Origin of the sequence: Aureimonas sp. AU4 (assembly GCF_001463765.1) — a bacterium.
GTDB lineage: Bacteria > Pseudomonadota > Alphaproteobacteria > Rhizobiales > Rhizobiaceae > Aureimonas.
Genome location: NZ_BBWK01000027.1, coordinates 59,878 through 82,800, shown reverse-complemented (window position 1 = coordinate 82,800; position 22,923 = coordinate 59,878). Strand labels below are relative to the sequence as shown.

Here is a 22,923-nt window from a genome sequence, read left to right as displayed (position 1 = left end):
CGGTTAGGCCGCTTCTTTCTGGTGAATCCACTGCTTCAGGATCGCCGCCGCCTGCGCCTCGTCGAAGTCGACGAGCTTTTCGAGGCGGACCTTGGGCGAGTTGGCGCGGTTGCGCGTCAGTTCATCGAGGAGCTCGTCGGAGCCCACGCCGTCCGTGCCGTAGCCGAGCGAGGCGGCCAGATCCTCGGAGAAGGTCATCGCGCCGGGGATGCCGGTGATCTCCGGCGTGTCGAGCAGCGGGTTGCGGAGCTCGATGGAGTCGGAGCCGAGCGCCATGTTGTCGTTGGCGCCTTCCGAGGGGCCGGCGATGACGCGGATGGCGGGCTTCAGGCCGAACCAGATCACGAGAACCGCCACGACGAGGATGGTCAGCGCATTCACCAGCGTGCCGGACTGCTTGAGGAGCATCTCGCCGACACCGGGCGCGGGCACGGGCTCGAGATCCTGTCCGTTCGACACGAAGTCCACCGCCGTGACCTCGAGCTGGTCGCCGCGCGCCTCCGTGATGCCGGCGGCGGAGGCGACCAGGGTCTTCACCTCGCTCAGCGCCTTGTCGACGGCCTCGGGCGCCGGGTTCTCGCCGAGCGTCGCCAGCAGGCGCGCCCGGTTCACGACCACCGCGACCGACAGCTTCTTGACGTCGTAGCCGTCGGAGACGGTCTGCGTCGTGGTCTCGTTGATCTCGTAGTTGGTCAGCTCCTCGCGCCGCTCGTTGGCCTGCGAGGAGGTGTTGCCGTTGCTGTTGGCGGCGGGCTGCGCCTGGGGCACGTTCTGCGCGGCGGTCGCGGCGTTCTGGTTGGCCTGGCTGTCGTTGCTCTGCCCGGTCTCGCGGACCGTGCGCGTCGAGCGCTCGACGCGGCCGTCCGGGTTGAAGACGCGGGCGCTGATCTGGCGGCGGTCGGTGTCGAGGCGCGCGACGACGCTGGACTGGAAGTTTCCGACGCCGAGATAGGGGGCGAGCGTGCGGCGGATCGAATCCTCGATCGAGTGGGAGACGATGCCTTCCATGCCGAGCTGCTTGGTGGAGGTGGCGGACGCCGCGTCGTCGCCGGACGCAAGAAGCGTTCCGTCCGTGTTGAGGATCGTCACCTGGTCGACCTTCATGCCGGGAATGGCGGAGGCGACGAGGTGGCGGATGGCCTGCGCGTTGGCGAAGTCCTCGGAATTGTCGGTGCGGATGACGACCGAGGCGGAGGGCGGCTGCTGGTCGCGGCGGAATGAGCCGGCCTCGGGCAGCACGATATGGACGCGCGCAGCGCGCACGTCCTTCAGCGTCTGGATGGTGCGGGCGAGCTCCCCTTCCAGGGCGCGGACCTTGGTCACCTCCTGCATGAAGGTGGTGAGGCCCATCGAACCCATCGTGTCGAAGAGCTCGTAGCCCGCCTTGTCGGAGCGCGGCAGGCCCTTCTCGGCGAGAAGCATGCGAGCGGACGCGGTCTGCGAGACGGCGGTCGACACCGTGTCGCCGGCCGCGTTCACGTCGAACGGAATGCCGGCCTCCGTCAGCGCCGCGCCGATGCGCGTCACGTCCTGCCGGTCGAGGCCCGAATAGAGCGTCTCGGTGGTCGGTCGCGACAGCGCGTAGGCGCCGAGCGAGACCAGCGCCACCGCCACGAGGCCCACGATCGCCAGGGCGCCGAGCTTTCGACCACCAAGCGCCTGGAGGTTGGACAGGAGTTTTCGGGCCTCGGCCCGAGCGACCATCGCCATCGTATGTTCCGCTGCTTGTCAGGGAGTGACGACGCCACCATGGGGCGACAAGCTTGTGCGGGCGTGATGGAGGACAGAGGATGGAGGACGTTTCGCGAACGCGAAAAGGCCCCCGACGCGGAATGCGTCGGGGGCCTTCCATGGTAAGCCGCGCGGACCTTCGCCGCGACGGGGACCGAAGCCTCGGTCCGCAGACCGGCTTACTGGAAGAGGCGCAGGACGTTCTGGGCCGACGAGTTGCCGATGGCGAGCGCCTGGTACGCAAGCTGCTGCTGGACCTGGAGGGCGGTCACGCGGGCCGACTCCTTCTCCATGTCCGCGTCGACAAGTTCGCCGATCGCCTTCTGGCGGATGCCGTCGACCGTATCCTGGAGTGACTTCATCGTGTCGAGGCTGTCGGAGAACGCTCCGACCTTGACTGCGTAGGCCGTAACCTTCTTCAGAGCCGCATCCACCAAGTCGATATTGGAACCGGCAGTCGTGGCGTTCGTCGTTGCCATGGTAGCGATCGCGGCTGCGTAGTCCGTGTCCGCGTTGAATGCCGTAGCCTGCGTGAAGGTGACGTTCGTCGCGTCCGATCCGGAGACGCTGACCGTCACATCCTTTCCAACGACGGCGTTCAGCCAGTTCTCGCCGTTGATGTTGGCGCCGCTCACGAGGGTTTTGATCTGAGACTGGTAGCCGGCGATCTGGCTGTCGATGCCGGAGTAATCCGCGGCCGAGTTGTACCCAAGAGCCAGCGTTTCCTTCATCTTGCCGAGGACCTCGGCAATCTGGTCCAGCACCGCGGCGGTTCCCTCCGCCTGCCCCTGCGCCGTGCTCATCGCGCTCTTCAGCGTGGAGTTGGCGGCTGATTCCGAGCGCAGCTTCGTCGCAGTCGCCCAGATCGCGGCGTTGTCGCTGGCGGAGGCCACCTTGAGGCCGGTGGCGATACGGTTCTGCGACTGCTCCATCAACTTGGAGATGTTGCGGAGGCTTGAGAGAGCGGCGGCGGACGAGATCGAAGAGTTGACGCTGACCATGTTTCTTTTCCCCGTTGCTTGAAGCTATTCTTGAGCTTTTGCTCTTTGCTTCGAGGAACAAACTACGACTCGCGCGCCAATACCTGCTGAATTGGATTGTTCAAATTGGACGCAATGACTTCGTTGCCTGCGCGCGTGAAGTATAGAGTCAGCGCCCCGTATCCGCGATCGCTCAAATGCGATGCAATTTCGCTCGGTCGCGCCGATCCAACGACGATCGAAAGGCTTTCGGCGCAGCCGATTGGCGCGCTTCTGCTAGCTCGAAACGAAAACACCCCCCGGACCTTTCGGTCCGAGGGGTGCGCCCCGTGGGTCGGCTCGCGGGGTAGCCCCCGCAAGGATTTGGATCGCTTACGAGCGGAAGAGCGACAGGACGTTCTGCGCCGACTGGTTGGCAATCGAGAGCGCCTGCACGCCGAGCTGCTGCTTGACCTGCAGAGCCTGAAGCTTGGTCGACTCGACGTTCATGTCCGCGTCGACGAGGCCGGAAACGCCCTTGTCGATCGTGTCCATCATCTTGGTGACAAAGGTCTTCTGGAGATCGATGCGCGACGACACGGCACCGAGCGTCGAAGCAGCCGACGTAACCTTGCTGATCGCATCGCTGACAGCGTTGAGGTAGGTCGTCAGCTTGTCGACGGACGCCGTGGTGACGTCCATCGTCAGGATGCTCTGACCCTTCTCAGCTGCCACCGACGAGATGTTGATCGCCGACTTGGAGCCAGCGACCAAGCTGGTCAGACGGATGGCACCAGTGTTGGTGTCAACCTTCATGCCAGCGACGCCGTTGGTATCAAGCGCCTTCTGAATGACCGTCGCGTAGTCCGCAGCGTTAGCGATCTTGCCGTTCGCAGAATTACCGAGGGCGGCATTCACAAGGTCACGATCGATCGACACCGCCTTGGCGGCGTTGCCGTTGGCAGAGATCGAGAAGGTGATCGTGTCGTTGGAGTCCAGCGTGATGACCGTCGCGCCGAAGGCCTGAGCCATCGTCGTGGTTGCCGCCGAAGCGGAACCCGGTGCGCTGGTCTCGGTCGTCGCACCGGCAGTGGCGCTGAAGCCCGCCAACGTCGAAACCGACGTACCGGTACCAACAAAGGTTGCCGTCGTCAGATCGACCGTCGACGTCGTGCCTTCCGAGGCACTGGTGATGACGATCTGACCCGAGCCGTCCTTCGACGCAACGCCGGCGCTACCGATCTGGCCGTTGATCGACGCGACGAGCGCATCAGCGGTGGAGAACTTCGACGCACCGGTCAAGGTGAACGAGAAGGTCTTCGTGCCATCGATCGTGAAGCCGATCTGCAGCGTTTCTGCGGCAGCGTTGTAGTCGCCGGACGTGCTCGCCGTATAGAGATACGCCGTGCCCTGCGTCGAGGTACCGGGCGCGCCGGCACCGACCGCAGGCGTCGTCAAAGCAGCCAAACCGCCCGAAAGCGTGTTGCCCGCCTTGCCAGCGTCGAGGATGCCTTCCGACGTCGTGCTGCCGTCGAGCAGAACGAAGGACGAGGAGTCGATCGAGATGGAATTGAGCGTCACGTTGCCCGAAGTGTCACGGTTCATGCCGGACACAACCGACTTCGTCGCGTTGTAGCCGGTGACCGAGGTGTTCACCGAAAGCCAGTTCTCGCCCGAGAACGTCGCGGACGACGCGATAGACTTGAGCTGCGACTGAAGCTGAGCGATCTCGGACTGAACAGCGCCCTTATCGACACCGTTGCCCGAAGCAGCTGTAAGCTTCGACTTCAGATCGTTCAGGATGTCGAGCGTCGCGTTCAGACCCTGGTACGCCGTATCGACGGTTGCGGCACCAAGGCCGAGCGCGTCCGAGACAGTCGAAAGAGCCTTGTTGTCCGACTTCATCGTGGTCGAGATCGACCAGTAGGCGGCGTTGTCCTTCGCTTCGCCAATCTTGAGGCCGGTAGAGATGCGGTTCTGCGTCGCATCGAGCTGCGTGTTCGTCGACTGCAGGTTACGCAGAGCCGAAACAGCGGCGTTGTTGAAGTTCACAGAGGTCATAATTCATGTCCCGTAAGAAATACGCTGGGACAGACCGGGTCGGGCCGGCATAGGAGCGCGGCGTCATGCCTTTGGCCGAGCCCGCAGGCGTATCGGCCAATCTCCTATGCCCTCACCATGCCGTGACGACTTTAACGCCGGGTAAAACGCGCGCGCTCTGCTTGCGAAAAGATGCCGTGCGCCGCGAAGATCTACAGGAAGGAGCGCACGAGCGATCCCGTCAGCATGTTCCAGCCGTCGATGAGAACGAAGAACAGGATCTTGAAGGGCAGCGAGATGATGGTGGGCGGCAGCATCATCATGCCCATCGACATGGTGAGCGTCGCCACGATCAGGTCGATCACGAGGAACGGCAGGACGATCAGGAAGCCGATCTCGAAGCCGCGCCGCAGCTCCGAGATCATGAAGGCGGGCACGAGGACGCGGAAATCGACGACCTGCCCCTCGCCCGAACCCTGCTCGACCTCCGGCAGCCGGTCGCGGATCGAGGCCTGGTTGATGTTCTCGAAGAGGGCGAGATCCGATTCGCGCACCTGGTCCAGCATGAACTCGCGGAAGGGCTCGGCGATGCGCGGCAGCGCCTCCGCCTCTTGGATCTGACCGCGCATCAGCGGCTGCAGCCCGTCGCGCCACGCCTGGTCGAAGGTCGGCATCATCACGAAGAAGGTGATGAAGAGCGACAGCGAGATCAGGATGAGGTTGGCGGGCGTCGACTGGAGGCCGAGGCCCGTGCGCAGGATCGAAAGCGCGATCACGACGCGCGTGAAGGCCGTCACCATGACGAGCAGCCCGGGCGCGACCGACAGAACGGTGACGATGCCGAAGAGCTGCACGATGCGGCCCGAAACGGCCGCGTCGCCAGCCGGGATCAGCGAGGCGAGATCGCCTGCCGCCTGGGCGACGGCGTCCTGCGCGAAGGCGGGCAGCGCGAGGAGCGGCAGCAGCGCCAGCCCGAGGAGGGCGGCGCGCCTCACTTGACCACCAGGACGTTGATCAGAACGTCCTCGACGTCCGGCGAGCGCAGCCTCGCGCGCTCCAGGAGGTCTTCCTTGAGGTGCAGCAGCCCGCGCGACCCCTCGACCTGGGCAAGCTCCAGCGAGCGGACGAAGACGACCGTGTCGGCCTGGACCTGCGCGGCGACAAGGTTCGCGTCGGCCGCGCTGCCGGGCTTCATGACGAGGCTGGCACCTAGGCGCAGCTGCGTTCCGGGCGGCGAGGAGATGTCGGCCGTGACGGGCTGGAGCGGGACGATGGTGCTCTGCACGGTTGCGGCCGGCGTCGGCGGCGCGTCGGGTGCGGCCGGCACGTCCGCCGCGGGCGGGGCGACTTCCTTGGCGCCGAGCATGGTTCCGAGCGCCCAGCCGCCGCCCGCCGCCACCAGCGTCAGCACGGCGACGGTCCCCGCGGTCGCGATCCAGCCGCTGCGCTTGGGAGGCGCGCCCGCGCCACTCAGGATGGCCAGCGCTTCGGGGGAGAGTTCGGTCATAGCGGGCGTTCCCGGCGTGTCGGATGCTAGGGACCTCTCGCGGCCGGACGGCGATCGGCGCCGCCCGGGCCAGAGCCCCGACAGCGCCGAGTGTTAAGAAAGTGTGCTGATGCGAGCCTTGCGGTCCCGCTAGTAGGGCAAGCCCCGATCCAGCACCTGCTGCCCCCAGGCCGGCTGCTGCACCTCGCTCAGGCGCCCGCGACCGCCGTAGGAGATGCGCGCTTCCGCGATCTTGTCGTAGGGGATCGTGTTGTTGGGCAGGATGTCGCCGGGACGGATGATGCCGGCGACCGACAGGACGCGGACCTCGAAGTTCACACGGATTTCCTGCTGGCCGCCTATGTAGAGGTTGCCGTTGGGCAGGACCTGCGTGACGACGGCCGCCACCGAGACGTTGATCTCCTCCTTGCGGTCCACCGTTCCCTTGCCGGTGGTCTTGGTGCCGCCCTTCAGGCCGAGCGTCGTGCCGACGGTCGGCAGATCCCAGGAGCCGAGCGCGCCCTTGAGGTCGGCACCGACGTTCACGCCGGAGTCGCGCGAGCGCTTGGTGTTGTTGTCGAGCGTCGCCTTGTCGTCGATCTTGATCTTGACCGTGACGATGTCACCGACGTTCAGCGCGCGCGTGTCGCGGAAAAAGTCGGCGTTGCGTCCCGTCCAGAGCGAGTTGACGTTGCGCGGCGGCTCGTAGGCCGTGGGCTCGGGCGCGACCACGGCCGGAAACTGGTTGAGGCCGGTGCCGGGCGGGGTCAGGAGAGGCTCGCGCATGAGCTCGTCGCGCGTCGCCGTCTGGCAACCGCCGAGCGCGAGGAGAACGAGAAGGGAGGCGGCCTTCTTCACGAGCGGTTCTCCGATCCGGCGTTGGGTGCCGAGCCGGCCGCGGCGGCGGTCGTCGCGGCGCGGTCGGTCTTGCGCACGATCAGGTCGGCGAGCTCGGCGGCGACGGGCGCCGGCATCTCGGCCAGGATCGCGCTCGCCTGGCGCGATTTGAGACGCGTCAGCAGCGAGGCGGCGACGGGGCGGTCCAGCCCTGCGAGCTGCGCGGCCGCGGCATCCGGCTTCATGGCGGCGTAGATGTCGGTCATGATGCCCGTCGTGGACTCCAGGAAGGCCTTGCGCTCTGCGATCCATCCCTGGACCTCCTGGCGCTTGGCCTCGAGCTGGGCGATCCGCTCGGACAGCTGCGCCTCGGCGTCCTGCACCTTCTTCAGCTGAAGCGCGTTGCGCGCGTCGAGCGCGGGGTCGGCGATGTTGGCGCAGTAGCGCTGAACGTCGGTCATGGGCGCGGGATCGGCCGGCGCCACGGCCTGGCCGTCGGGCCCCACGACGCGGACCTTGGCGGGCGTGGCGGGCGGCGCGGCGGCGCTCGCGCCTCCCGCGGCCTCTTCGGCCCGGACGGGTACGGTGCCGAGAAGGGCGGCGAGCGCCAAGGTGAGAGCGGTTCGGGTCATGTCACTGCACCACGAGATCGGCCTGCAGCGCGCCGGCTGTCTTGATGGCCTGGAGGATGGCGATGATGCCGGTGGGCTTCAGCCCGAGGCGGTTGAGGCCACGCACCACCGCCTCGAGATTGGCGCCCTGGACGATGGCTAGGTTGCCGCCGCCCTGCTCCGCGTTGACCACCGTGTCCTTGGTCACGACGGTCTGGCCGTTGCTGAGAGGGCCGGGCTGGGAGACGTTCGGAATGTCGGTGATGCGGACCGTCAGCGATCCGTGGGTCACGGCGACCGTCGAGATCTGGACGTCGGCGCCCATCACCACCGTTCCGGTGCGCTCGTCGATCACGACGCGCGCCGCCTGGTCCGGCGTGATCTGCAGGTCACCGAGATCGGCGATGAAGCGCGTCGTCGAGACCTTGGTGGGGCGCGTCAGCTGGATCGTGCGGAAATCCTGCTCGCGCGCGACCGGCTTTCCGTATGCGGAGACGGCGTAGGCGTTCACCGCGTCGACCACGCGGATCGCCGTGCGGTAGTCGGGATTGCGCAGCTCCATCGTCACGAGCGGCGTATCGACCGTGGCGCGCGGGACCTCGCGCTCGATCAGGGCGCCGCCCGCGATGCGGCCGGTGGTGGGCGTTCCCTGCGTCAGGCTCTCGTTGGTCCCCTCCGACGAGAAGCCAGAGACCGCGAGCGCCCCCTGCCCGACCGCGTAGATCTCGCCGTCCGGCCCGTAGAGCGGCGTCATGACGAGCGTGCCGCCCATCAGCGAGGACGCGTCACCGAGCGAGGAGACCGACACGTCGATGCGCGAGCCGATGCCGGCGAAGGCCGGCAGATCGGCCGTGACGACCACGGCCGCGACGTTGCGCGTGCGCGGGTTCGCCGAGCGGACGTTGACGCCCATGCGGTCGAGCATCGACTGCAGCGACTGCTCGGTGAAAGGCGAGTTGCGCAAGCTGTCGCCGGTACCCTGCAGGCCGACCACGAGGCCGTAGCCGACAAGCTGGTTGTCGCGCACGCCCTTGATGGTGGTGATGTCCTTGATGCGCACGCCTCCCGTCGGCCGCACGCGCGGGACGACGGTCTGGAAGGTCTCGCGGGCGCCGATGCCCGCCTGGCCGTAGGCGGTGCCGCCGACGTAGTCGGCCGCCGAGGCGGGGCCTGCGAGCGCGGCCGAGAGGAGAAGCGCGGTGACGCGCGAGAGGGAGCGCGTCATTGGGAGGAGACCTCGATCGTGCCATCCTCCTGGGCGACGCCGCTGATCGTGACGCCGCTGTCGACGTTGCGCACGCGCACGGCGTCCCCCGCGCCGGCCGACTGGAGCGGCGTGCCGAGTCCGGTGATGAGAAGCCCCTCCTCGCGGTAGATCAGCGTCGCCGCGACGCCGGCCGTGACCGAGTTCGGGGACTTGAGGTCCGACAGAAGGATAGGCTGGTTGGGCAGGAGCGTGCGCCGCGCGACGCGATCGCGCAGCATGCCCTGCTCCACGACATAGGACGACAGGCGATCGCCCGGAACGTCGAAGCGCATGGCGATGACGCCGCGATCGAGCACGTTCTGACCGGGATAGACGACGCTTGCCGGAACATAGAGGGCGATGTCGGCCGCCGACGCCGGGGCCGCGCCGAGAAAGGCGGCGAGGAGGAGGAGAAGGCGGCCGCGCATGGATCAGCGAATGCCCTTGGAGACGACGCCCGACATCTCGTCGGCGGCCTGGATGACCTTGGAGTTCATCTCGTAGGCGCGCTGCGCCGAGATCAGCTCGGAGATTTCCTTGACCGGATCGACGTTGGAATTCTCGAGATAGCCCTGCTTGAGGACGCCGTAGCCCGGATCGCCCGGCACGCCCGCGATCGGCGCGCCCGAGGCGGCGGTCTCGCGGAAGAGGTTGCCGCCCTGCGCGGCAAGGCCCGGTTCGTTGGCGAAGTTGACGAGCGTCAGCTGGCCGAGGAGCTGGTCGGCGCCGTCCACCGTAGCGTAGACCTGGCCGGAGTCGTTGATCGCGATCTTGGTGGTGTTCTCCGGAACGGTCATGGCCGGGTCGACCGTGAAGCCGTCGAGCGTCACGATCTGGCCGGTGTCGTTCTTGTTGAAGGCGCCGTCGCGGGTATAGAGCGTCTCGCCGCCGGGCCCCTGGATCTGGAAGTAGCCTTGGCCGTTGATCGCGACGTCTAGATCGTTGCCGGTCTGCTCCAGCGCGCCCTGGAGGTGGATGTCGCGGATCGCGGCGGTGCGCACGCCCAGCCCGATCTGCGCGCCCTCGGGCACGAGGTTCTCGCCGCCGCGCGCGGGCACGCCCGCCGTGCGCTCCACCTGGTAGAGGAGGTCGGTGAACTCGGCGCGTGCGCGCTTGAAGCCGGTCGTGTTGATGTTGGCGATGTTGTTGGCGATGACTTCCAGGTTGGTCTGCTGGGCGTTCATGCCGGTGGCGGCGATGGCGAGGGCGCGCATGGGTTCGGGCTTTCCGTTAGATCGACATGCGGGAGAGTTCGAGATAGGCGGAGACGACCTTGTCGCGCAGCGCGACGGCGGTCTGGAGCGTGCGCTCGGCGCCCATCACGGCGTCGACGACAGCTTGGGTGGAGCCCTGCCCGTTGATGCCCTGGATCGAGGTCGTCTCGGCCCCCTTGAGGGAGCGCGTGGCGTCCTGCACGACCTCGGCCATGGCGGCCGCGAAGCTCTGCTCGGGCGCGGCAGCGGTGGTGGCCGCCGCGGTCGGGGCAGACAGGCCGGGCGCGCGGACCGGCGTGGCGTCCATGCGGGAGAAGCTGCTGGAAACGGCGGAGAGCATCGGCGTTAACCCCTCATGAGGTCGATGGTGAGGTTGATCAGCTCGCGGGTCTGCTTGATGACCTGGAGGTTCGCCTCGTAGGAGCGGTTGGCCTCGCGCATGTCGGCCATCTCGACGAGCGGCTGGACGTTGGGCATCTTCACGTAGCCGTTGCCGTCGGCCGCCGGATTGCCGGGGTCGTATTCTTCCTTGAACTCCGAGCGGTCGAGGCCGACCGACTTGACCTTGACCATCGAGGCGCCGGTCAGGCGATCCAGCTCGCCCGTGAAGGACACGGTCTTGCGGCGATACGGGTCGCTGCCCGGCGTGTCGCCGGTGGAGCGGGCGTTGGCGACGTTCTCGGAGACGATGCGAAGGCGCGTCGACTGGGCTTCCAGGCCGCTGGACGCGACCTTGAGGGCGGAGGAGATGGCGTCGATCATGTCGGATCAGCCCTTGATGGCGGTCAGGTACATGCGGTGGAAAGCCTTGGCGATCGACGTGTCGAGCGCGTAGTCGCGCTGGATCTCGCCCGACTTCAGCATCTCCTGCTCGAGGCTCACGGAGTTGCCGGAATGGGTGACGTCCCACGGCGTCTGCTGGTGCTCGTCGATGCCGAAGTCGCGACCCGCCGAGGCCACGAGATGGGCGGCCGAGGAGCCGGACATCTGGAGGCTCGTGCGGTCGAGCACGGTCGTGAAGGCCGAGATTTCCTTGGCCTTGAAGCCGGGCGTATCGGCGTTGGCGACGTTCTCGGCCACGACGTTCTGGCGCTGGGTCAGCCAATCGGCGCGGCGGGACGACAATCCGAAGAGGTAGAACTCGCTCAAGGCGGTCGATCCGGTCGTAAGATGCGGTACATCCGCTTCTAGGATCGACCACTTGTCCGAAGCTGTCCGCATTTCGGATTTATTATATTTTACTTGATGTTAACCAGTATTAACGAGTGGTTAACGACCGCGGAAACGAAAGAGCCCCGATCGCGCGCGCGATCGGGGCTCCTCGAGCCGCAGAACGGATGAAGGTGATCAGGCCTTGGGGGAGCGCGGAATGCGCGCGGCCTCGACCGCTGCCGCGAGGCGCTCCGTGTTGACGGACGGATCGGCGTCGGGTTCCGCAAAGGCGATGTAGTTGATCTGGACCGCCGCCATGGTCGCCGAAAGCTCGAGGCGGAAGTGGACCGTCACGCCCTCGCTGCGGAACTCCATGTCGAGGTCGATGCGGGGCACCGAGCCCCAGCCGAGCTGGACGTCGCCGCCGTCCGCGAAGCGCAGCGTGCCCGGCCGCAGGAAGAGCTGCGCGGAGGAGTCCACGATGTCCGCGATGTTGCCGAGGAGGTCGAGCCGCAGGAAGGCGACGTAGTCGACGACCTCCACCAGCCGCAGCTCCGCAACCACCTCCTTGATGCCGCCGGCCAGGATCTTCTCCCGCTCCACTGCATGCTGGTTGCGAACGTTGAGCATGACATGAGAGCCCATGGGAACCTTCGAATGCGGATGCCGGGACGGCGGGACGCGAAGAACGCTTCGATCAGCTATGCTGCACCGATCTCCATGCGCGGAGCTTGGCGCGTGTGCAGGTAGTAGATGAGTTCGGCAACAGCCTTGAAGAACTGCGGCGGGATCATCTGATCGACTTCGACATGGTCGTACATCGACCTTGCCAAGAGCTTGTCCTCGATCACGGGGATGTCGTGGGTCTCGGCGATCTCGCGGATCTTGAGGGCGAGCACATCGACGCCCTTGGCCACGACGAGCGGCGCGCCGCCTTCCTCGCGCACGTAGCGCAGGGCGATGGCGTAGTGGGTCGGGTTGGCGATGACGACGGTGGCCTTGGGCACCGCCGTCATCATGCGACGCTTGGTGCGCTCGCGGGCGAGCTGGCGCTGGCGCGCCTTGACCATCGGGTCGCCCTCGCTCTGCTTCAGCTCGTCCTTGATCTCCTGCTTCGACATGCGCAGGTCGCGCCGCCACAGGATGCGGGAGAACAGGAGGTCGGCCGCGACCAGCACGATCGTCGCGATCGTCACGGCCGCCAGAAGCCGCATCGACAGCCGCAGGATCGTCTCGGGAAGCAGAAGCGGATCGGAGAACATCGTCTGCAGCAGCGCCGTCAAATCGTCGGACAGGATCCATCCGACGATGATCGTAATCGCCGACGCCTTGAATAAGGCTTTACCGAACTCGGTGAATCCGCGGCGTCCGAACAACCGTCCCCAGCCCTGTACCGGAGAGATGTTCGAATACTTGGGGCGGATGCGCTCGAGGTTGATCTGCGGCGGGTTCTGGAGAAGCGAGGCGAGGATGCCCGCGGCCACGAACAGTCCGCAGGCCGGCAGCACAACGCGCGCGCTCTGGATGCTCATGGCATGCAGCACGCTGAGGGCGTCGATCGCGTTTCCGATCGGCCATTGCAGCGGGTTCTCGAACGTGACGCGCAGGTCGTCGGTCAGCTGGGCGAGGTTGTCGCGAAGCTGGAACACGGCGACCGCGATCGCCGCCAGGAGGGAGGCGAGGATCGGCGCCTCGCGCGAGACCGGAAGGTTGCCCTTCTCGACGGTATCGCGGACGCGCTTCTCGGTCGCCTCCTCGGTTTTGGACTCCTTGTCCTCGCCCTCGGCCATCCGGGTGCCTCCTTCAGGCTAGGGTGCCCCGCCCCCCAGCGGGGGACGGGCGGCGATCAGGCCTCGGCCTTCTCGCTGAGGTCGATCCGCCCCTCGGCCGACAAACGCAGCGCGCTGGCCGCGATGGTGCGGCGCGCGGCCTGCACCGCGTCCGCGTTGCCCACATCGCCGCGCGAGAGCTCGGCCTCGACCATGCGCCGGGCGCGCGCGCCGAGCGAGGACAGGACGGCCTCGCGCAGGTCGGGCTCGGCGCCCGCGAGCGACAGCGTGACGGTCTCGGTCGGGATCGCATCGAACAGAAGCAGGCGCGACTTGCGCGGCAGCGTCAGGATGTCCTCGAAGGCGAACAGGAGCTTGCGAAGGGCGACCGCCTCCTCCGGCTCCTCGACCTCGATGGCCTGGAGCAGTTCCTCGGTCTGCTGCTTCTCCATGCGGTTCACGATCTCGGCGAGCGTCGCGTGGCGCGCGCGGCGCTCGGCGCCGTTCGACCCCTGGACGAAAGCCTCGCGGAAGCGCTGCTCGATGAGACGCTGCATGGCCTCGGCCGGCGGCTTGGCCGACAGCATGCGCCGCACGACGTCGTTGCGCCGCGCGGGATCCATCGTCGCGACGATCGCGGCCGCGACCTCCGCCTTGATGCGCTGGAGCGCGTAGGCGGCGACCTGCGGATGCTCGCGCGACAGGAGCGCGCCGATCGCCTCGGAGCCCAGCTGCTCGAGCTCGTACCAGACCGGCAGGCCGGAATCGACCGCCGCTTCCTCGCCCTGGAAGACGAGCGCGAGCTCGTCGGTGGAGAGGGAGCTGCGCAGGAGCTTGGAAAGCTCGCCGTCGAGGCCGATCAGTCCGGGCCCGCTCCGGAAGGCATCCTGGAACTCGGAGACGATCTCCTCGAGCTCCATGCTGCTGACCGGGCTCTGGGCCGCCGCGCCCTGGCGCAGCTGCCGCAGTTCCTCGGGACTGAAGTGCTTCAGAAGCTTGGCCGCGCCCTCCCCGCCCATGGCCAGGAGAAGGATCGCCGCCCGCGCGGCGCCCGACTTCGGGCTCCGCTCGGCTTCCAGCAAAGAGTAGGAGGCGCCTAGCATCGGTGGTCTGGTATCAGCTGTGCGACTTGGAGCGCGGTTGCGCGGCGCTCGCCGGCGTGACGATCTCGGTCAGCGTGATGCCGAAGCGCGAGTCCTCGTTGTCGAGGACGACGACCTCGCCGCGCGCCACGATGCGGCCGTTGACCATGAGGTCCACCGGGTCGGAGATGTTGGTGTCGAGCTTCACCACCGCGCCGCGCCCGAGCTTCATCAGGTTGGCGACCGGCATGACGGTCGAGCCGAGCACGACCTGCATCGTCACCGGGATGTTCATGATGACGTCGAGATTGGGCTGTCCGGGCCCGACCGAGGGAACGATCTCGGCCTCCTCGACCCCGAACGACGCCTCTTCGGCGCCGAAGCCGCCGGCCGCGAAGGCCGAAGGATCGAAGGCCGGGTTCGTCTCGAGCTCAAGGGTCTCGTCCTGCATGGATGTCTTCCTTCGCAAAGCCGTGGGGGCGGCGGACGTCCTGTCCGGTGGTCGCTCGGGCTCTCGCCCAACGGTTCGTTAACGATTAGCTGCTGTAACTGACGCGAGGCGGGAGCGGGCCTCCTCGGCCGTCGCCGGGGTCGACAGGCGCGCGCGCTCGTAGCTCTCGAGCACGGCGTCGAGCCGCTCGCCGAGCTCGTTCGCCTCGTGGATGCGCTCCTCGAGGGCGCGCAGCGTCCGCAGGCCCTCGCTCTTCAGGAGAACGACGGCGTTGGCGGCGCGGTTGATCGAGGCGTCCGCCTCCTCCAGCGCCACCTTGAAGCCCGCCTCGCCCGAGCGCAGGCGCTGCAGCTCCTTGTACATCGCGCCCACGCGCCAGCTCGTGATGCAGAGCGCGGCGATCAGGACGATGTCAGTCAGCCAGGATGTCATCGATGAACTCCTCGGTGGGATCGATCGTCTCCTCGATGCGCACCATGTAGTTGTCGCGCGAGCGGCCCATGCGTCCGCGGAACATGCGCTGGCCCTCGCATTCCACCACGAGCAGGCTGTCCACGAGGACATCGAGCGCGATGGTCTGGCCGACCTGGAACGAGGCGACGTCGCCGAGCGTCGTCTTGTGCTCGCCGAGGAAGGCCCGCACCTGCATGTCGGCCTTCTGGACGCTGGCCTCGAGCCCCTTGGCCCAGGCCTCGTCGACGATCGAGGGCGCGGCCTCGGGCAGCGTCGCGAACTTGCGCTTGTGGGGCGCGATGACCGCCTCGGGCAGCGCGACCCGCAGGGCCCCCTCGCACCGGCCGATGCTGATGCGGAAGCGGAACTCGACGAAGTTGCGGTTGTCGGGCGGAAGCAGCGCCTCCAGCTTCTCGCCGACGCTTTCCGCCAGCAGACGGTCCGGCACCATGTTCAGCGGCAGGACGTCGGCGAAGACGGCGTTGCCGGTCTCGCCGAAGGCGCGCAGCGCGTTATCGGAGAAGAACTTGCCCACGCTCGTCAGCGAGCGCTTGCCGTCGGACACGGTGCGGCCGTCGCCGCCGAAGGCCGCCTCGCTCACCGTGTCGGCGAAGCGCGCGTCCGCCGCCAGCAGCGCCTGCTCGCGCCACTGGGGCGCGCGCATCACGAGCGCGATCTGCGTTTCGGCGATCTCCATCGCCTGGCCCGAGAAGACGAAGGTCGACAGCGCGGCGAACTCGACCTGGACCGGCGAGGCGTAGGTCGCGTTCAGCTTGGCGGCGGCGGCCTCGGCCCACTGCGTTCCCAGCACCTTGAGGCGGGGAAAGCGTTCGGGCTCGAGGCGAGCGGCCGAGCGGAGCCGTTCGGAGATGCCGGGTTCGGTGATCATGTCCATCGTCGCCCCGCCTTATGCCGCAGCCGGTGCCGCGCCGCCGATCGTCTCGGCCTCGACCTGGTCGATGGTCGGACGGTCGTAGGCGGAGATCGCCTTGCGGCCGTATTCGAGGGCGACCTGCGGGAGGGCGCCGTTCATGTAGGCGATCAGCGTCTGCTTGATGATGACGTAGAGGCGCATCTTCTTCTCGCGCACGCTCTTCACCTTGTTGGCGAGCGGCGCGAATACGCCGTAGGAGAAGAAGATGCCGGCGAAGGTTCCGACCAGCGCCGCGCCCACGAGATGGCCCAGCACCTCGGGGCTCTGGTCCAGCGCGCCCATGGCGTGGACGATGCCCAGGACCGCGGCCACGATGCCCAGCGCCGGCAGGCCGTCGGCGATGTCCTGAATCGCGTGCTTGGGCTTCAGCTGGTCGCGGGCGACGGTCTGGATCTCCTCCTCCATCAAGGCCTCGATCTCGTGCGGCCGGGCGTTGCCGATGATGATCAGGCGGCAGTAGTCGCAGATGAAGTTGGTCATCGCCTGGTTCTTCAGGATGTTCGGAAACGCGCTGAAGATCGCCGACTCGGCCGGGTTGTCGACATGGGCCTCGACCTCGGAGCGCGACTTGGAGCGCATCTCCCGCATCAGGGAGTGGAGGAGGCTGAGAAGGTCCAGGTAGTCGCGCTGCTTGGGCACGGAGTTCTTGAAGGCCTCGCCGATGGCCTTGCCCGTGTCCTTCACGACCTTGGCGTTGTTGGCCACCAGGAAGGTGCCGAGCGCGGCGCCCAGGATGATGATGAGCTCGAAGGGCTGCCAGAGGACGTAGAGATGCCCGCCGCCGGCGACATAGCCGCCGAGCACGCAGCCGACCGTGACGATCAGGCCGAGGATGATACCCATTCGAAGTCCCTATGATGCGCAGGAGATCGCCTTCGGATGTAGGGGGAGGCGCTTGCGCGAGACTGTGCGCCGCAACGGCCCGGAACGACGCCGCGATGTCAGCCTCGATCCATGGGCGCTTGGCAGTATCCCGGCCGACGCGGCGCCCGCCGTGGCGCGCCGCCGGCGGAAGCGCTCCATCGCTCCCGCGGCCCTCCCCAGCCCGGATCCTTGTCCCGATGCAGACCACGCTTCCCGTTGCCCTGTCCGCCCAGCTCGCGGCCGAGAAACGGCTCGACACGATCGCCAACAACCTCGCCAACAGCCGCACCGCCGGCTTCCGGTCCGAGGAGGTGAAGTTCGAGCAGCTCCTTTCGACGGCGAGCCAGCGCGATTCCGTGGCCTTCGCCTCGTCGGGCGAGACCTATCTGTCGACGCGCTCCGGCGAGCTGACGCAGACCGGCAACGCGCTCGACGTCGCCGTGTCGGGCGAGGCCTTCCTCGCGATCCAGACGCCGCGCGGCACGGTCTATACCCGCGATGGGCGCATGCAGATGCTCGACACGGGAGAGCTCCAGACGCTGAACGGCGAGCCGGTCCTGGATGTCGGCGGCGCCCCGATCCTTCTAGATCCGGCCGGCGGCGCCCCGTCGGTCGCGCGCGACGGCATGATCACGCAGAACGGCATCCAGCTCGGCGCGCTCGGGCTGTTCCAGATGCCTCCGGGCGCGAACCTGTCGCGCGCCGGCACGTCCGGCGTCGTGCCCGACCGGGCCGCCATTCCGGTGGTCGAGTTCACCGACGCCCACGTGCTTCAGGGGTTCCAGGAGGGCTCCAACGTCAATCCGATCCTCGAGATGACGCGGATGATCGCCGTCCAGCGCGCCTTCGAACAGGCCGCGAACCTCATCCAGACCTCGGAGTCCTCGCTCGGTAGCGCCATCTCCATGCTCGGCGCGCCGAAATGACGGCACCCGCCGGCGCCGCCCGCATACCCAGCGCCCGAACGGTCGAGGCGCTGTCGCAGGACCCCGTGCGCGTCAGCGGACATATCGTGGACGTCTCGCCGCAGAGCTTCCGCGTCGCGGGCCTCAGCCCCTACCTGCGCCTGGGCGACTGCATCAGCTGCCAGGGCCCGGACGGACCCGAGCTCGGCGAGGTCGTGCGCGTCGAGGAACATGCTGCGACCGTGAAGCCCTTCGCGGTGCGCTTCAAGAGCGGCGTGCGCACGCTCGCCTGGAAGACCGGGCCGATCACCGTTGCCCCCTCGCCCGCGTGGCGCGGGCGGACCGTGAACGCCTTCGGTCAACCCTGCGACGACAAGGGCCCGATCGAGCCGGGCGAGCAAGCGCTTCCGACCGACACGATGCCCGACGCCGCGATGCGGCGCGGCCGTGTGAAGGACCCCGTGCCGACCGGCGTCTCGGCGATCGACCTCTTCACCCCGCTCGTGCGCGGCCAGCGCATGGGCATCTTCGCGGGCTCGGGCGTCGGCAAGTCGACGCTGCTCGGCATGCTCGCGCGCTCCAAGGGCTTCGACACGGTGGTCGTGGCGCTGGTCGGCGAGCGCGGTCGCGAGGTTCGCGAGTTCCTGGAAGAGACCATGCAGGGCGACCTCGCCAAGGTCGTGACCGTGGTCGCGACCGGCGACGAGAGCGCCATGATGCGGCGCCTGGCGCCCAAGACCGCGATGACGGTCGCCGAGTATTTCCGGGACCGGGGCGATCATGTGCTCCTGATCGTCGACTCCATCACGCGCCTAGCGTTCGCGGCCCGCGACGTGGCGCTGGCGGCGGGAGAGCCGCCGGTCGCGCGCGGCTATCCCCCGAGCGTCTTCTCGGACCTGCCGCGCCTTCTGGAGCGGGCGGGCCCGGGCGCGGAAGGCGGTGGCACGATCACGGGCCTCTTTGCCGTTCTGGTCGACGGCGACGACCACAACGAGCCGGTGGCCGACGCGATCCGCGGGACGCTGGACGGGCATATCGTCCTCGACCGGGCGATCGCGGCGGAAGGCCGCTTTCCGGCGATCGACGTCCTGCGCTCGATCTCCCGCCTCGCCGACCTTTGCTGGAGCGCGACGGAGCGCGATCTCATGAGCCGGCTGCGCGCCATGATCGCGCGCTTCGAGGACACGCGCGACCTGCGCCTTCTCGGCGGGTACCAGCGCGGCGCCGACCCGATCCTCGACCAGGCCGTGGACCTCGTGCCGCGCATCTACGCCGCGCTTTCGCAGCATCCGCGCGACCCGGCGGTTCCCAAGCCCTTCGAGGAGCTTTCGCGCCACCTCAAGGCCGGGCTGACGCCGGATTGAGACGGGCCGGGCCGGATGACGTCCCGGCCCGGCTCCTCGGCCTTACATCGCCTTCATGCGATCCGTGACGGCGCTGGTCCAGGCGCCCTCGGGCTTCTTGGTGATCACCGGATCGGAGCCGCCGCCCATCAGGACGGCCACGGTGTTCTCGGCGGCCTTCGTGTCGAGCGTGCCGTCGGAGTCGCCGACGAGCTTGATGACCTCGCCCACCATGCGCTTCTGGTGCTCCTCGGTCTGTGCGCCGGTCGTGTCGTTGTCGAGCACGATCTGCGCGGCCGCGTCGGGATCCTTGGCCGCATCCTGCCAGCCGCGCATCGAGGCCTTCACGAAGCGGGCGAGCTTGTCGACCATCGCGGGGTCCTTGAGCTTCTCCTCGGTCGTGTAGAGCCCGTCCTCCAGCGTCGCGACGCCCTGGTCCTCGTACTTGAAGACGGTGAGCTGGTCGGCCGGGATGCCGGCGTCGATCACCTGCCAGTACTCGTTGTAGGTCATGGTGGAGATGCAGTCGGCCTGCTTCTGGATCAGTGGGTCGACGTTGAAGCCCTGCTTGATCACGGTCACGCCGTCCGGGCCTCCTTGCGTCGAGAGCTTCAGCTTCGACATCCAGGACAGGAACGGATACTCGTTGCCCGAGAACCAGACGCCCAGCGTCTTGCCCTTGAACTGTTCGGGGCCGGTGATCCCCGTATCCTTGCGGCAGGTCAGCTCCATGCCCGACGCCTTGAAGGGCTGGGCGATGTTGACCAGCGCCAACCCCTTCTCGCGCGCGGCGAGGGCGGCCGGCATCCAGTCCACGATCACGTCGGCGCCGCCGCCCGCGATCACCTGCTCGGGCGCGACGTCGGGCCCGCCCGGCTTGATCGTCACGTCGAGGCCGGCGTCCTTGTAGTAGCCCTTCTCCTGGGCGACGTAGAAGCCCGCGAACTGGCCCTGCGTCACCCATTTCAGCTGGAGCGTCAGCGGATCGGCGGCATTCGCCATCGCGGTCGACAGGCCGAGCGCTGCAAGCGCGCCGGCGAGCATGGTGGTCGTGGTCCTCATGCGCTGGTTCTCCATCGGGGTTGGACTTGGCATCAGGCGCCCCGCATCGAGGGGTGCCAGAAGGTGACGAGGCGCTCGATCAGGGCGATCAGCGCGTAGGACAAGGAGCCGGCCAGCGCGGCGACCACGATCTCGGCCCAGACCATGTCGGTGCTGAGCCGGCCGATCTCGGCCGAGATGCGGAACCCCATACCGACGATCGGCGTGCCGAAGAACTCGGCGACGATGGCGCCGATGAGGGCCAGCGTCGAGTTGATCTTCAGCGCGTTGAAGACAAAGGGCATGGCGGCCGGCAGTCGCAGCTTCAGGAGCGTCTGCCCCGGGCTCGCGCCGTAGGTGCGCATGAGGTCGCGCTCCATCGCGCCGCTGGCGGCAAGCCCCGCCACCGTGTTCACGAGCATCGGAAAGAAGGTCATCACCACCACGACGGCGGCCTTCGACGGCCAGTCGAAGCCGAACCACATGACCATGATCGGCGCGACGCCGACGATCGGCAGGGCCGAAACGAGGTTGCCGACCGGCAGGAGCCCTCGCTGGAGGAAGGGCGAACGGTCGATCAGGATCGCGGCGAGGAACCCCGCGCCGCAGCCGATCGCGTAGCCCACAATCACCGAGCGCAGGAAGGTCTGCCGGAAGTCGGCCCACAGGATCGGCAGCGAGCCGGCGATGCGCTGGGCGATCAGCGAGGGCGCGGGCAGGAGCACCACGGGAACGTCGAGCCCCCGCACCACCAGTTCCCAGAGCGCAACGAGCGTCAGGCCGAAGACGGCCGGCACCATGACACCGACAAGGCGGCGACCGAGCGGCGTGGTCGGCTCGAGGGCGGCCAGCCGCGCCGTCAGACGCCAGGCCGCCAGCCAGAAGAGAACAACGAGCCCCCAGAAGATCGGTCCCGTCGCCCCGTCGGCCACGCGCGCGAGCGCTCCGACCAGGGCGGCAAGCGTCACCGCGAGGGAGACCGGAATGTCGGCGCGGCCAACGGCAGCGCGCGGGGTCGCGGCCGCGATGCTCATCGGGCCCCCATTCGCCTGACGGCGATCTTTTCGGCGACGCCCACCAGCGCGACGAGGATGCCGGCGAGAAGCGAGGCCGCCACCAGCGCCGACCAGATCTGGATCGTCTGCCCGTAGTAGGAGCCCGCCAGGAGCCGCGCGCCGAGCCCGGCCTGCGCGCCGGTCGGCAGCTCGCCGACGATGGCGCCGACGAGCGCCGCGGCGACTGCGATCTTCATCGAGGCGAAGAGAAACGGAAGGCTCGCCGGCGTTCTCAGTTTCAGGAGCGTCTGCAGGCGGTTGGCGCCGTAGGTTCGCATGAGGTCGAGATGCATGCGGTCGGGCGAGCGCAGGCCCTTCACCATGCCGACCGTGACCGGGAAGAAGGAAAGGTAGGTCGAGATGATTGCCTTGGGCACGAGGCCCGTCACGCCGACGGAGTTCAGCACCACGATGATCATCGGGGCGACGGCGAGGATCGGAATGGTCTGCGAGGCGATCACCCAGGGCATGAGCGAGCGGTCGAGCGTGCGCGAATGGAGGATGCCGACCGCGATCAGGATGCCCAGGACCGAGCCCATCGCAAAGCCCAGCAGCGTCGAGGACAAGGTCACCTGCGCGTGGAAGAGGAGCGAGCGCGGCGAGGTCGGCCGCACGTCCACCGTGGTGCGCCAGATCTCGGCGGCGATCTGATGAGGCGCCGGCAGGACCGGACGCTCGGCGGCCCAGGTCGCGAGGACGTGGGTCCACGGATCCGGCGGCGTCCCGCCATTGGCGGTCGTCAGCCGGGCGCCGACCGTCGGCCAGTTCATGGGAACGGCGGCAAGATACCAGACGGCGAGTATGGCCGCGACGACCGCGAGAACCGGTCCCGTGCGGCCGGTTCCGCCCCAGCGCCTCGACGTGCGAAGGGGCGCCGAGGCGTCGATCGCGGCACCGGGTTCGGAAACGGGGGCCGTCGCGCTCATCGTCCGCCCGCCTCAGTCATAGGAGTGCCCCGCCCTCAACCCCTCGCGCACCCGGTGCGCGATCTCCAGGAAGCGCGGCGTCTCGCGGATCTCCAAAGGCCGGTCGGGTCCGAGGTCGCAATCGACGATATCGGTGATGCGCCCGGGCCGGGGGCTCATGACGACGATGCGCGTCGACAGGAACACCGCCTCCGGGATCGAGTGCGTGACGAAGACGACGGTCTTCCGTGTCTTCATCCAAAGCTTCAACAACTCCTCGTTAAGCCTGTCGCGAACGATCTCGTCGAGCGCGCCGAACGGTTCATCCATCAGTAGAAGTTGAGGATCGAACGACAGGGCGCGGGCGATCGAGGCGCGCTGCTGCATGCCCCCCGACAGCTGCCAGGGGAACTTGCGCTCGAAGCCCTTCAAGCCGACGAGCTCGAGATTGCGTGCGATGCGTCCGGCCCGCTCGGCCTTGGGCACGCCCATCACCTCCAGCGGCAGCGCGACGTTGCGCTCGATCGTGCGCCAGGGGTAGAGCGCGGCGGCTTGGAAGACGTAGCCGTAGGCGCGCCTGAGCCGGGCCTCTTCCGCGCGCAGGCCGTTGACCGAGATCGTGCCGGCCGAGGGCTGTTCGAGATCGGCGATGACGCGCAGGAGCGTCGTCTTCCCGCAGCCCGACGGGCCGATGAAGGAGACGAACTCGCCGTGGCCGATGGTGAGATCGATGTCCTTCAACGCATGGACCGGCCCGTCGCCCGTCTCGAAGGTCAGCGACAGGCCGCGCGCGTCCACCGCGGCAGCGGCGCCGGCCGGCGCCGGCTCGGATTGAGCGAAGGAGG

26 protein-coding genes are annotated in these 22,923 nt (G+C 67.9%); 2 read left to right on the top strand and 24 right to left on the bottom strand.

Annotated features, from left to right (window positions below; genetic code table 11):
• Positions 1–3: 3 nt before the first annotated feature.
• From fliF to motA, 20 genes are all read right to left on the bottom strand, one after another.
• Entirely contained in the window at positions 4–1,704 is a 1,701-nt protein-coding gene (fliF, locus tag AUL35_RS09255) for a flagellar basal-body MS-ring/collar protein FliF (RefSeq protein WP_062014451.1), read from the bottom strand.
• A 206-nt stretch (positions 1,705–1,910) separates the two neighbouring features.
• Positions 1,911–2,732 (bottom strand): flagellin, encoded by an 822-nt coding sequence (locus AUL35_RS09250; protein ID WP_062014283.1) that lies wholly within the window; start codon positions 2,730–2,732, stop codon positions 1,911–1,913.
• A gap of 351 nt (positions 2,733–3,083) precedes the next feature.
• Complete coding sequence (locus tag AUL35_RS09245) at positions 3,084–4,751, bottom strand: flagellin (RefSeq protein ID WP_062014281.1); 1,668 nt, start codon at positions 4,749–4,751, stop codon at positions 3,084–3,086.
• 191 nt (positions 4,752–4,942) lie between these two features.
• Complete coding sequence (gene fliP / locus AUL35_RS09240) at positions 4,943–5,725, bottom strand: flagellar type III secretion system pore protein FliP (protein ID WP_062014279.1); 783 nt, start codon at positions 5,723–5,725, stop codon at positions 4,943–4,945.
• Positions 5,722–6,237, bottom strand: a complete 516-nt coding sequence (locus tag AUL35_RS09235) for a flagellar basal body-associated FliL family protein (protein WP_062014278.1) — start codon at positions 6,235–6,237, stop codon at positions 5,722–5,724. Before AUL35_RS09235 ends, fliP begins: the two co-directional genes overlap by 4 nt.
• A gap of 129 nt (positions 6,238–6,366) precedes the next feature.
• Positions 6,367–7,074, bottom strand: a complete 708-nt coding sequence (gene flgH, locus AUL35_RS09230; protein WP_062014277.1) for a flagellar basal body L-ring protein FlgH — start codon at positions 7,072–7,074, stop codon at positions 6,367–6,369.
• Complete coding sequence (locus AUL35_RS09225) at positions 7,071–7,685, bottom strand: MotE family protein (protein ID WP_062014276.1); 615 nt, start codon at positions 7,683–7,685, stop codon at positions 7,071–7,073. The genes flgH and AUL35_RS09225 overlap by 4 nt, the downstream gene beginning before the upstream one ends.
• A 1-nt stretch (position 7,686) precedes the next feature.
• Positions 7,687–8,889 carry a flagellar basal body P-ring protein FlgI gene (locus AUL35_RS09220; protein WP_082666222.1) on the bottom strand — a complete coding sequence of 401 codons (1,203 nt, stop codon included), beginning with the start codon at positions 8,887–8,889 and terminating at the stop codon, positions 7,687–7,689.
• Positions 8,886–9,338, bottom strand: coding sequence for a flagellar basal body P-ring formation chaperone FlgA (gene flgA / locus AUL35_RS09215; RefSeq protein ID WP_062014275.1), 453 nt, complete (start codon positions 9,336–9,338; stop codon positions 8,886–8,888). The genes AUL35_RS09220 and flgA overlap by 4 nt, the downstream gene beginning before the upstream one ends.
• Before the next feature lie 3 nt (positions 9,339–9,341).
• A complete protein-coding gene (gene flgG, locus AUL35_RS09210) occupies positions 9,342–10,124 on the bottom strand; it encodes a flagellar basal-body rod protein FlgG (RefSeq protein WP_062014274.1) in 783 nt (260 codons plus the stop codon).
• Positions 10,125–10,140: 16 nt separating this feature from the next.
• The gene (locus tag AUL35_RS09205) at positions 10,141–10,464 is read right to left on the bottom strand and encodes a flagellar hook-basal body complex protein FliE (RefSeq protein WP_062014270.1); all 324 of its coding nucleotides are present in this window, start codon (positions 10,462–10,464) and stop codon (positions 10,141–10,143) included.
• Between the two features lie 5 nt (positions 10,465–10,469).
• On the bottom strand, positions 10,470–10,883 hold the full coding sequence (gene flgC, locus AUL35_RS09200; protein ID WP_062014449.1) for a flagellar basal body rod protein FlgC: 414 nt from the start codon (positions 10,881–10,883) through the stop codon (positions 10,470–10,472).
• A 9-nt stretch (positions 10,884–10,892) separates the two neighbouring features.
• A complete protein-coding gene (gene flgB / locus AUL35_RS09195) occupies positions 10,893–11,273 on the bottom strand; it encodes a flagellar basal body rod protein FlgB (RefSeq protein WP_062014269.1) in 381 nt (126 codons plus the stop codon).
• Positions 11,274–11,471: 198 nt separating this feature from the next.
• The gene (locus tag AUL35_RS09190; RefSeq protein ID WP_062014267.1) at positions 11,472–11,921 is read right to left on the bottom strand and encodes a hypothetical protein; all 450 of its coding nucleotides are present in this window, start codon (positions 11,919–11,921) and stop codon (positions 11,472–11,474) included.
• A 56-nt stretch (positions 11,922–11,977) separates the two neighbouring features.
• On the bottom strand, positions 11,978–13,066 hold the full coding sequence (flhB, locus tag AUL35_RS09185) for a flagellar biosynthesis protein FlhB (protein WP_062014265.1): 1,089 nt from the start codon (positions 13,064–13,066) through the stop codon (positions 11,978–11,980).
• A gap of 56 nt (positions 13,067–13,122) precedes the next feature.
• Positions 13,123–14,148 (bottom strand): FliG C-terminal domain-containing protein, encoded by a 1,026-nt coding sequence (locus AUL35_RS09180; protein WP_062014263.1) that lies wholly within the window; start codon positions 14,146–14,148, stop codon positions 13,123–13,125.
• Positions 14,149–14,161: 13 nt separating this feature from the next.
• Positions 14,162–14,578 (bottom strand): flagellar motor switch protein FliN, encoded by a 417-nt coding sequence (gene fliN / locus AUL35_RS09175; protein WP_082666221.1) that lies wholly within the window; start codon positions 14,576–14,578, stop codon positions 14,162–14,164.
• A gap of 78 nt (positions 14,579–14,656) precedes the next feature.
• The gene (locus tag AUL35_RS09170) at positions 14,657–15,010 is read right to left on the bottom strand and encodes a hypothetical protein (protein ID WP_062014261.1); all 354 of its coding nucleotides are present in this window, start codon (positions 15,008–15,010) and stop codon (positions 14,657–14,659) included.
• Positions 14,991–15,920 (bottom strand): FliM/FliN family flagellar motor switch protein, encoded by a 930-nt coding sequence (locus tag AUL35_RS09165; protein WP_062014259.1) that lies wholly within the window; start codon positions 15,918–15,920, stop codon positions 14,991–14,993. The genes AUL35_RS09170 and AUL35_RS09165 overlap by 20 nt, the downstream gene beginning before the upstream one ends.
• An 18-nt stretch (positions 15,921–15,938) precedes the next feature.
• Complete coding sequence (motA, locus tag AUL35_RS09160) at positions 15,939–16,808, bottom strand: flagellar motor stator protein MotA (RefSeq protein ID WP_062014257.1); 870 nt, start codon at positions 16,806–16,808, stop codon at positions 15,939–15,941.
• A 218-nt stretch (positions 16,809–17,026) separates the two neighbouring features.
• Here motA and flgF point away from each other — a divergent pair, with 218 nt between their 5' ends.
• Complete coding sequence (gene flgF, locus AUL35_RS09155) at positions 17,027–17,755, top strand: flagellar basal-body rod protein FlgF (RefSeq protein ID WP_062014255.1); 729 nt, start codon at positions 17,027–17,029, stop codon at positions 17,753–17,755.
• Complete coding sequence (gene fliI, locus AUL35_RS09150; protein ID WP_082666219.1) at positions 17,752–19,098, top strand: flagellar protein export ATPase FliI; 1,347 nt, start codon at positions 17,752–17,754, stop codon at positions 19,096–19,098. Before flgF ends, fliI begins: the two co-directional genes overlap by 4 nt.
• Before the next feature lie 42 nt (positions 19,099–19,140).
• On the opposite strand, the gene AUL35_RS09145 is transcribed toward fliI, so the two are convergent.
• From AUL35_RS09145 to AUL35_RS09130, 4 genes are read right to left on the bottom strand one after another with little or no spacing between them, the layout of a single operon-like run.
• Positions 19,141–20,121, bottom strand: coding sequence for an ABC transporter substrate-binding protein (locus AUL35_RS09145; protein ID WP_374754484.1), 981 nt, complete (start codon positions 20,119–20,121; stop codon positions 19,141–19,143).
• Positions 20,122–20,171: 50 nt separating this feature from the next.
• A complete protein-coding gene (locus AUL35_RS09140) occupies positions 20,172–21,152 on the bottom strand; it encodes an ABC transporter permease (RefSeq protein ID WP_082666218.1) in 981 nt (326 codons plus the stop codon).
• Positions 21,149–22,099 carry an ABC transporter permease gene (locus tag AUL35_RS09135; RefSeq protein ID WP_082666217.1) on the bottom strand — a complete coding sequence of 317 codons (951 nt, stop codon included), beginning with the start codon at positions 22,097–22,099 and terminating at the stop codon, positions 21,149–21,151. The genes AUL35_RS09140 and AUL35_RS09135 overlap by 4 nt, the downstream gene beginning before the upstream one ends.
• Before the next feature lie 12 nt (positions 22,100–22,111).
• A complete protein-coding gene (locus AUL35_RS09130) occupies positions 22,112–22,876 on the bottom strand; it encodes an ABC transporter ATP-binding protein (RefSeq protein ID WP_374754483.1) in 765 nt (254 codons plus the stop codon).
• Between the last annotated feature and the right edge of the window lie 47 nt (positions 22,877–22,923).

Bases quoted from the DNA above. Each gene is read 5' to 3' on its own strand.
- AUL35_RS09165 (WP_062014259.1), bottom strand. From the start codon at position 15,920: ATGATCACCGAACCCGGCATCTCCGAACGGCTCCGCTCGGCCGCTCGC.
- AUL35_RS09245 (WP_062014281.1), bottom strand. From the start codon at position 4,751: ATGACCTCTGTGAACTTCAACAACGCCGCTGTTTCGGCTCTGCGTAAC.
- AUL35_RS09145 (WP_374754484.1), bottom strand. From the start codon at position 20,121: ATGCTCGCCGGCGCGCTTGCAGCGCTCGGCCTGTCGACCGCGATGGCG.
- fliF (WP_062014451.1), bottom strand. From the start codon at position 1,704: ATGGTCGCTCGGGCCGAGGCCCGAAAACTCCTGTCCAACCTCCAGGCG.
- fliI (WP_082666219.1), top strand. From the start codon at position 17,752: ATGACGGCACCCGCCGGCGCCGCCCGCATACCCAGCGCCCGAACGGTC.
- AUL35_RS09235 (WP_062014278.1), bottom strand. From the start codon at position 6,237: ATGACCGAACTCTCCCCCGAAGCGCTGGCCATCCTGAGTGGCGCGGGC.
- flgG (WP_062014274.1), bottom strand. From the start codon at position 10,124: ATGCGCGCCCTCGCCATCGCCGCCACCGGCATGAACGCCCAGCAGACC.
- AUL35_RS09250 (WP_062014283.1), bottom strand. From the start codon at position 2,732: ATGGTCAGCGTCAACTCTTCGATCTCGTCCGCCGCCGCTCTCTCAAGC.
- AUL35_RS09170 (WP_062014261.1), bottom strand. From the start codon at position 15,010: ATGACATCCTGGCTGACTGACATCGTCCTGATCGCCGCGCTCTGCATC.
- AUL35_RS09205 (WP_062014270.1), bottom strand. From the start codon at position 10,464: ATGCTCTCCGCCGTTTCCAGCAGCTTCTCCCGCATGGACGCCACGCCG.
- AUL35_RS09135 (WP_082666217.1), bottom strand. From the start codon at position 22,099: ATGAGCGCGACGGCCCCCGTTTCCGAACCCGGTGCCGCGATCGACGCC.
- flgF (WP_062014255.1), top strand. From the start codon at position 17,027: ATGCAGACCACGCTTCCCGTTGCCCTGTCCGCCCAGCTCGCGGCCGAG.
- flgA (WP_062014275.1), bottom strand. From the start codon at position 9,338: ATGCGCGGCCGCCTTCTCCTCCTCCTCGCCGCCTTTCTCGGCGCGGCC.
- fliN (WP_082666221.1), bottom strand. From the start codon at position 14,578: ATGCAGGACGAGACCCTTGAGCTCGAGACGAACCCGGCCTTCGATCCT.
- AUL35_RS09190 (WP_062014267.1), bottom strand. From the start codon at position 11,921: ATGGGCTCTCATGTCATGCTCAACGTTCGCAACCAGCATGCAGTGGAG.
- motA (WP_062014257.1), bottom strand. From the start codon at position 16,808: ATGGGTATCATCCTCGGCCTGATCGTCACGGTCGGCTGCGTGCTCGGC.
- flhB (WP_062014265.1), bottom strand. From the start codon at position 13,066: ATGGCCGAGGGCGAGGACAAGGAGTCCAAAACCGAGGAGGCGACCGAG.
- AUL35_RS09220 (WP_082666222.1), bottom strand. From the start codon at position 8,889: ATGACGCGCTCCCTCTCGCGCGTCACCGCGCTTCTCCTCTCGGCCGCG.
- AUL35_RS09180 (WP_062014263.1), bottom strand. From the start codon at position 14,148: ATGCTAGGCGCCTCCTACTCTTTGCTGGAAGCCGAGCGGAGCCCGAAG.
- AUL35_RS09140 (WP_082666218.1), bottom strand. From the start codon at position 21,152: ATGAGCATCGCGGCCGCGACCCCGCGCGCTGCCGTTGGCCGCGCCGAC.
- AUL35_RS09225 (WP_062014276.1), bottom strand. From the start codon at position 7,685: ATGACCCGAACCGCTCTCACCTTGGCGCTCGCCGCCCTTCTCGGCACC.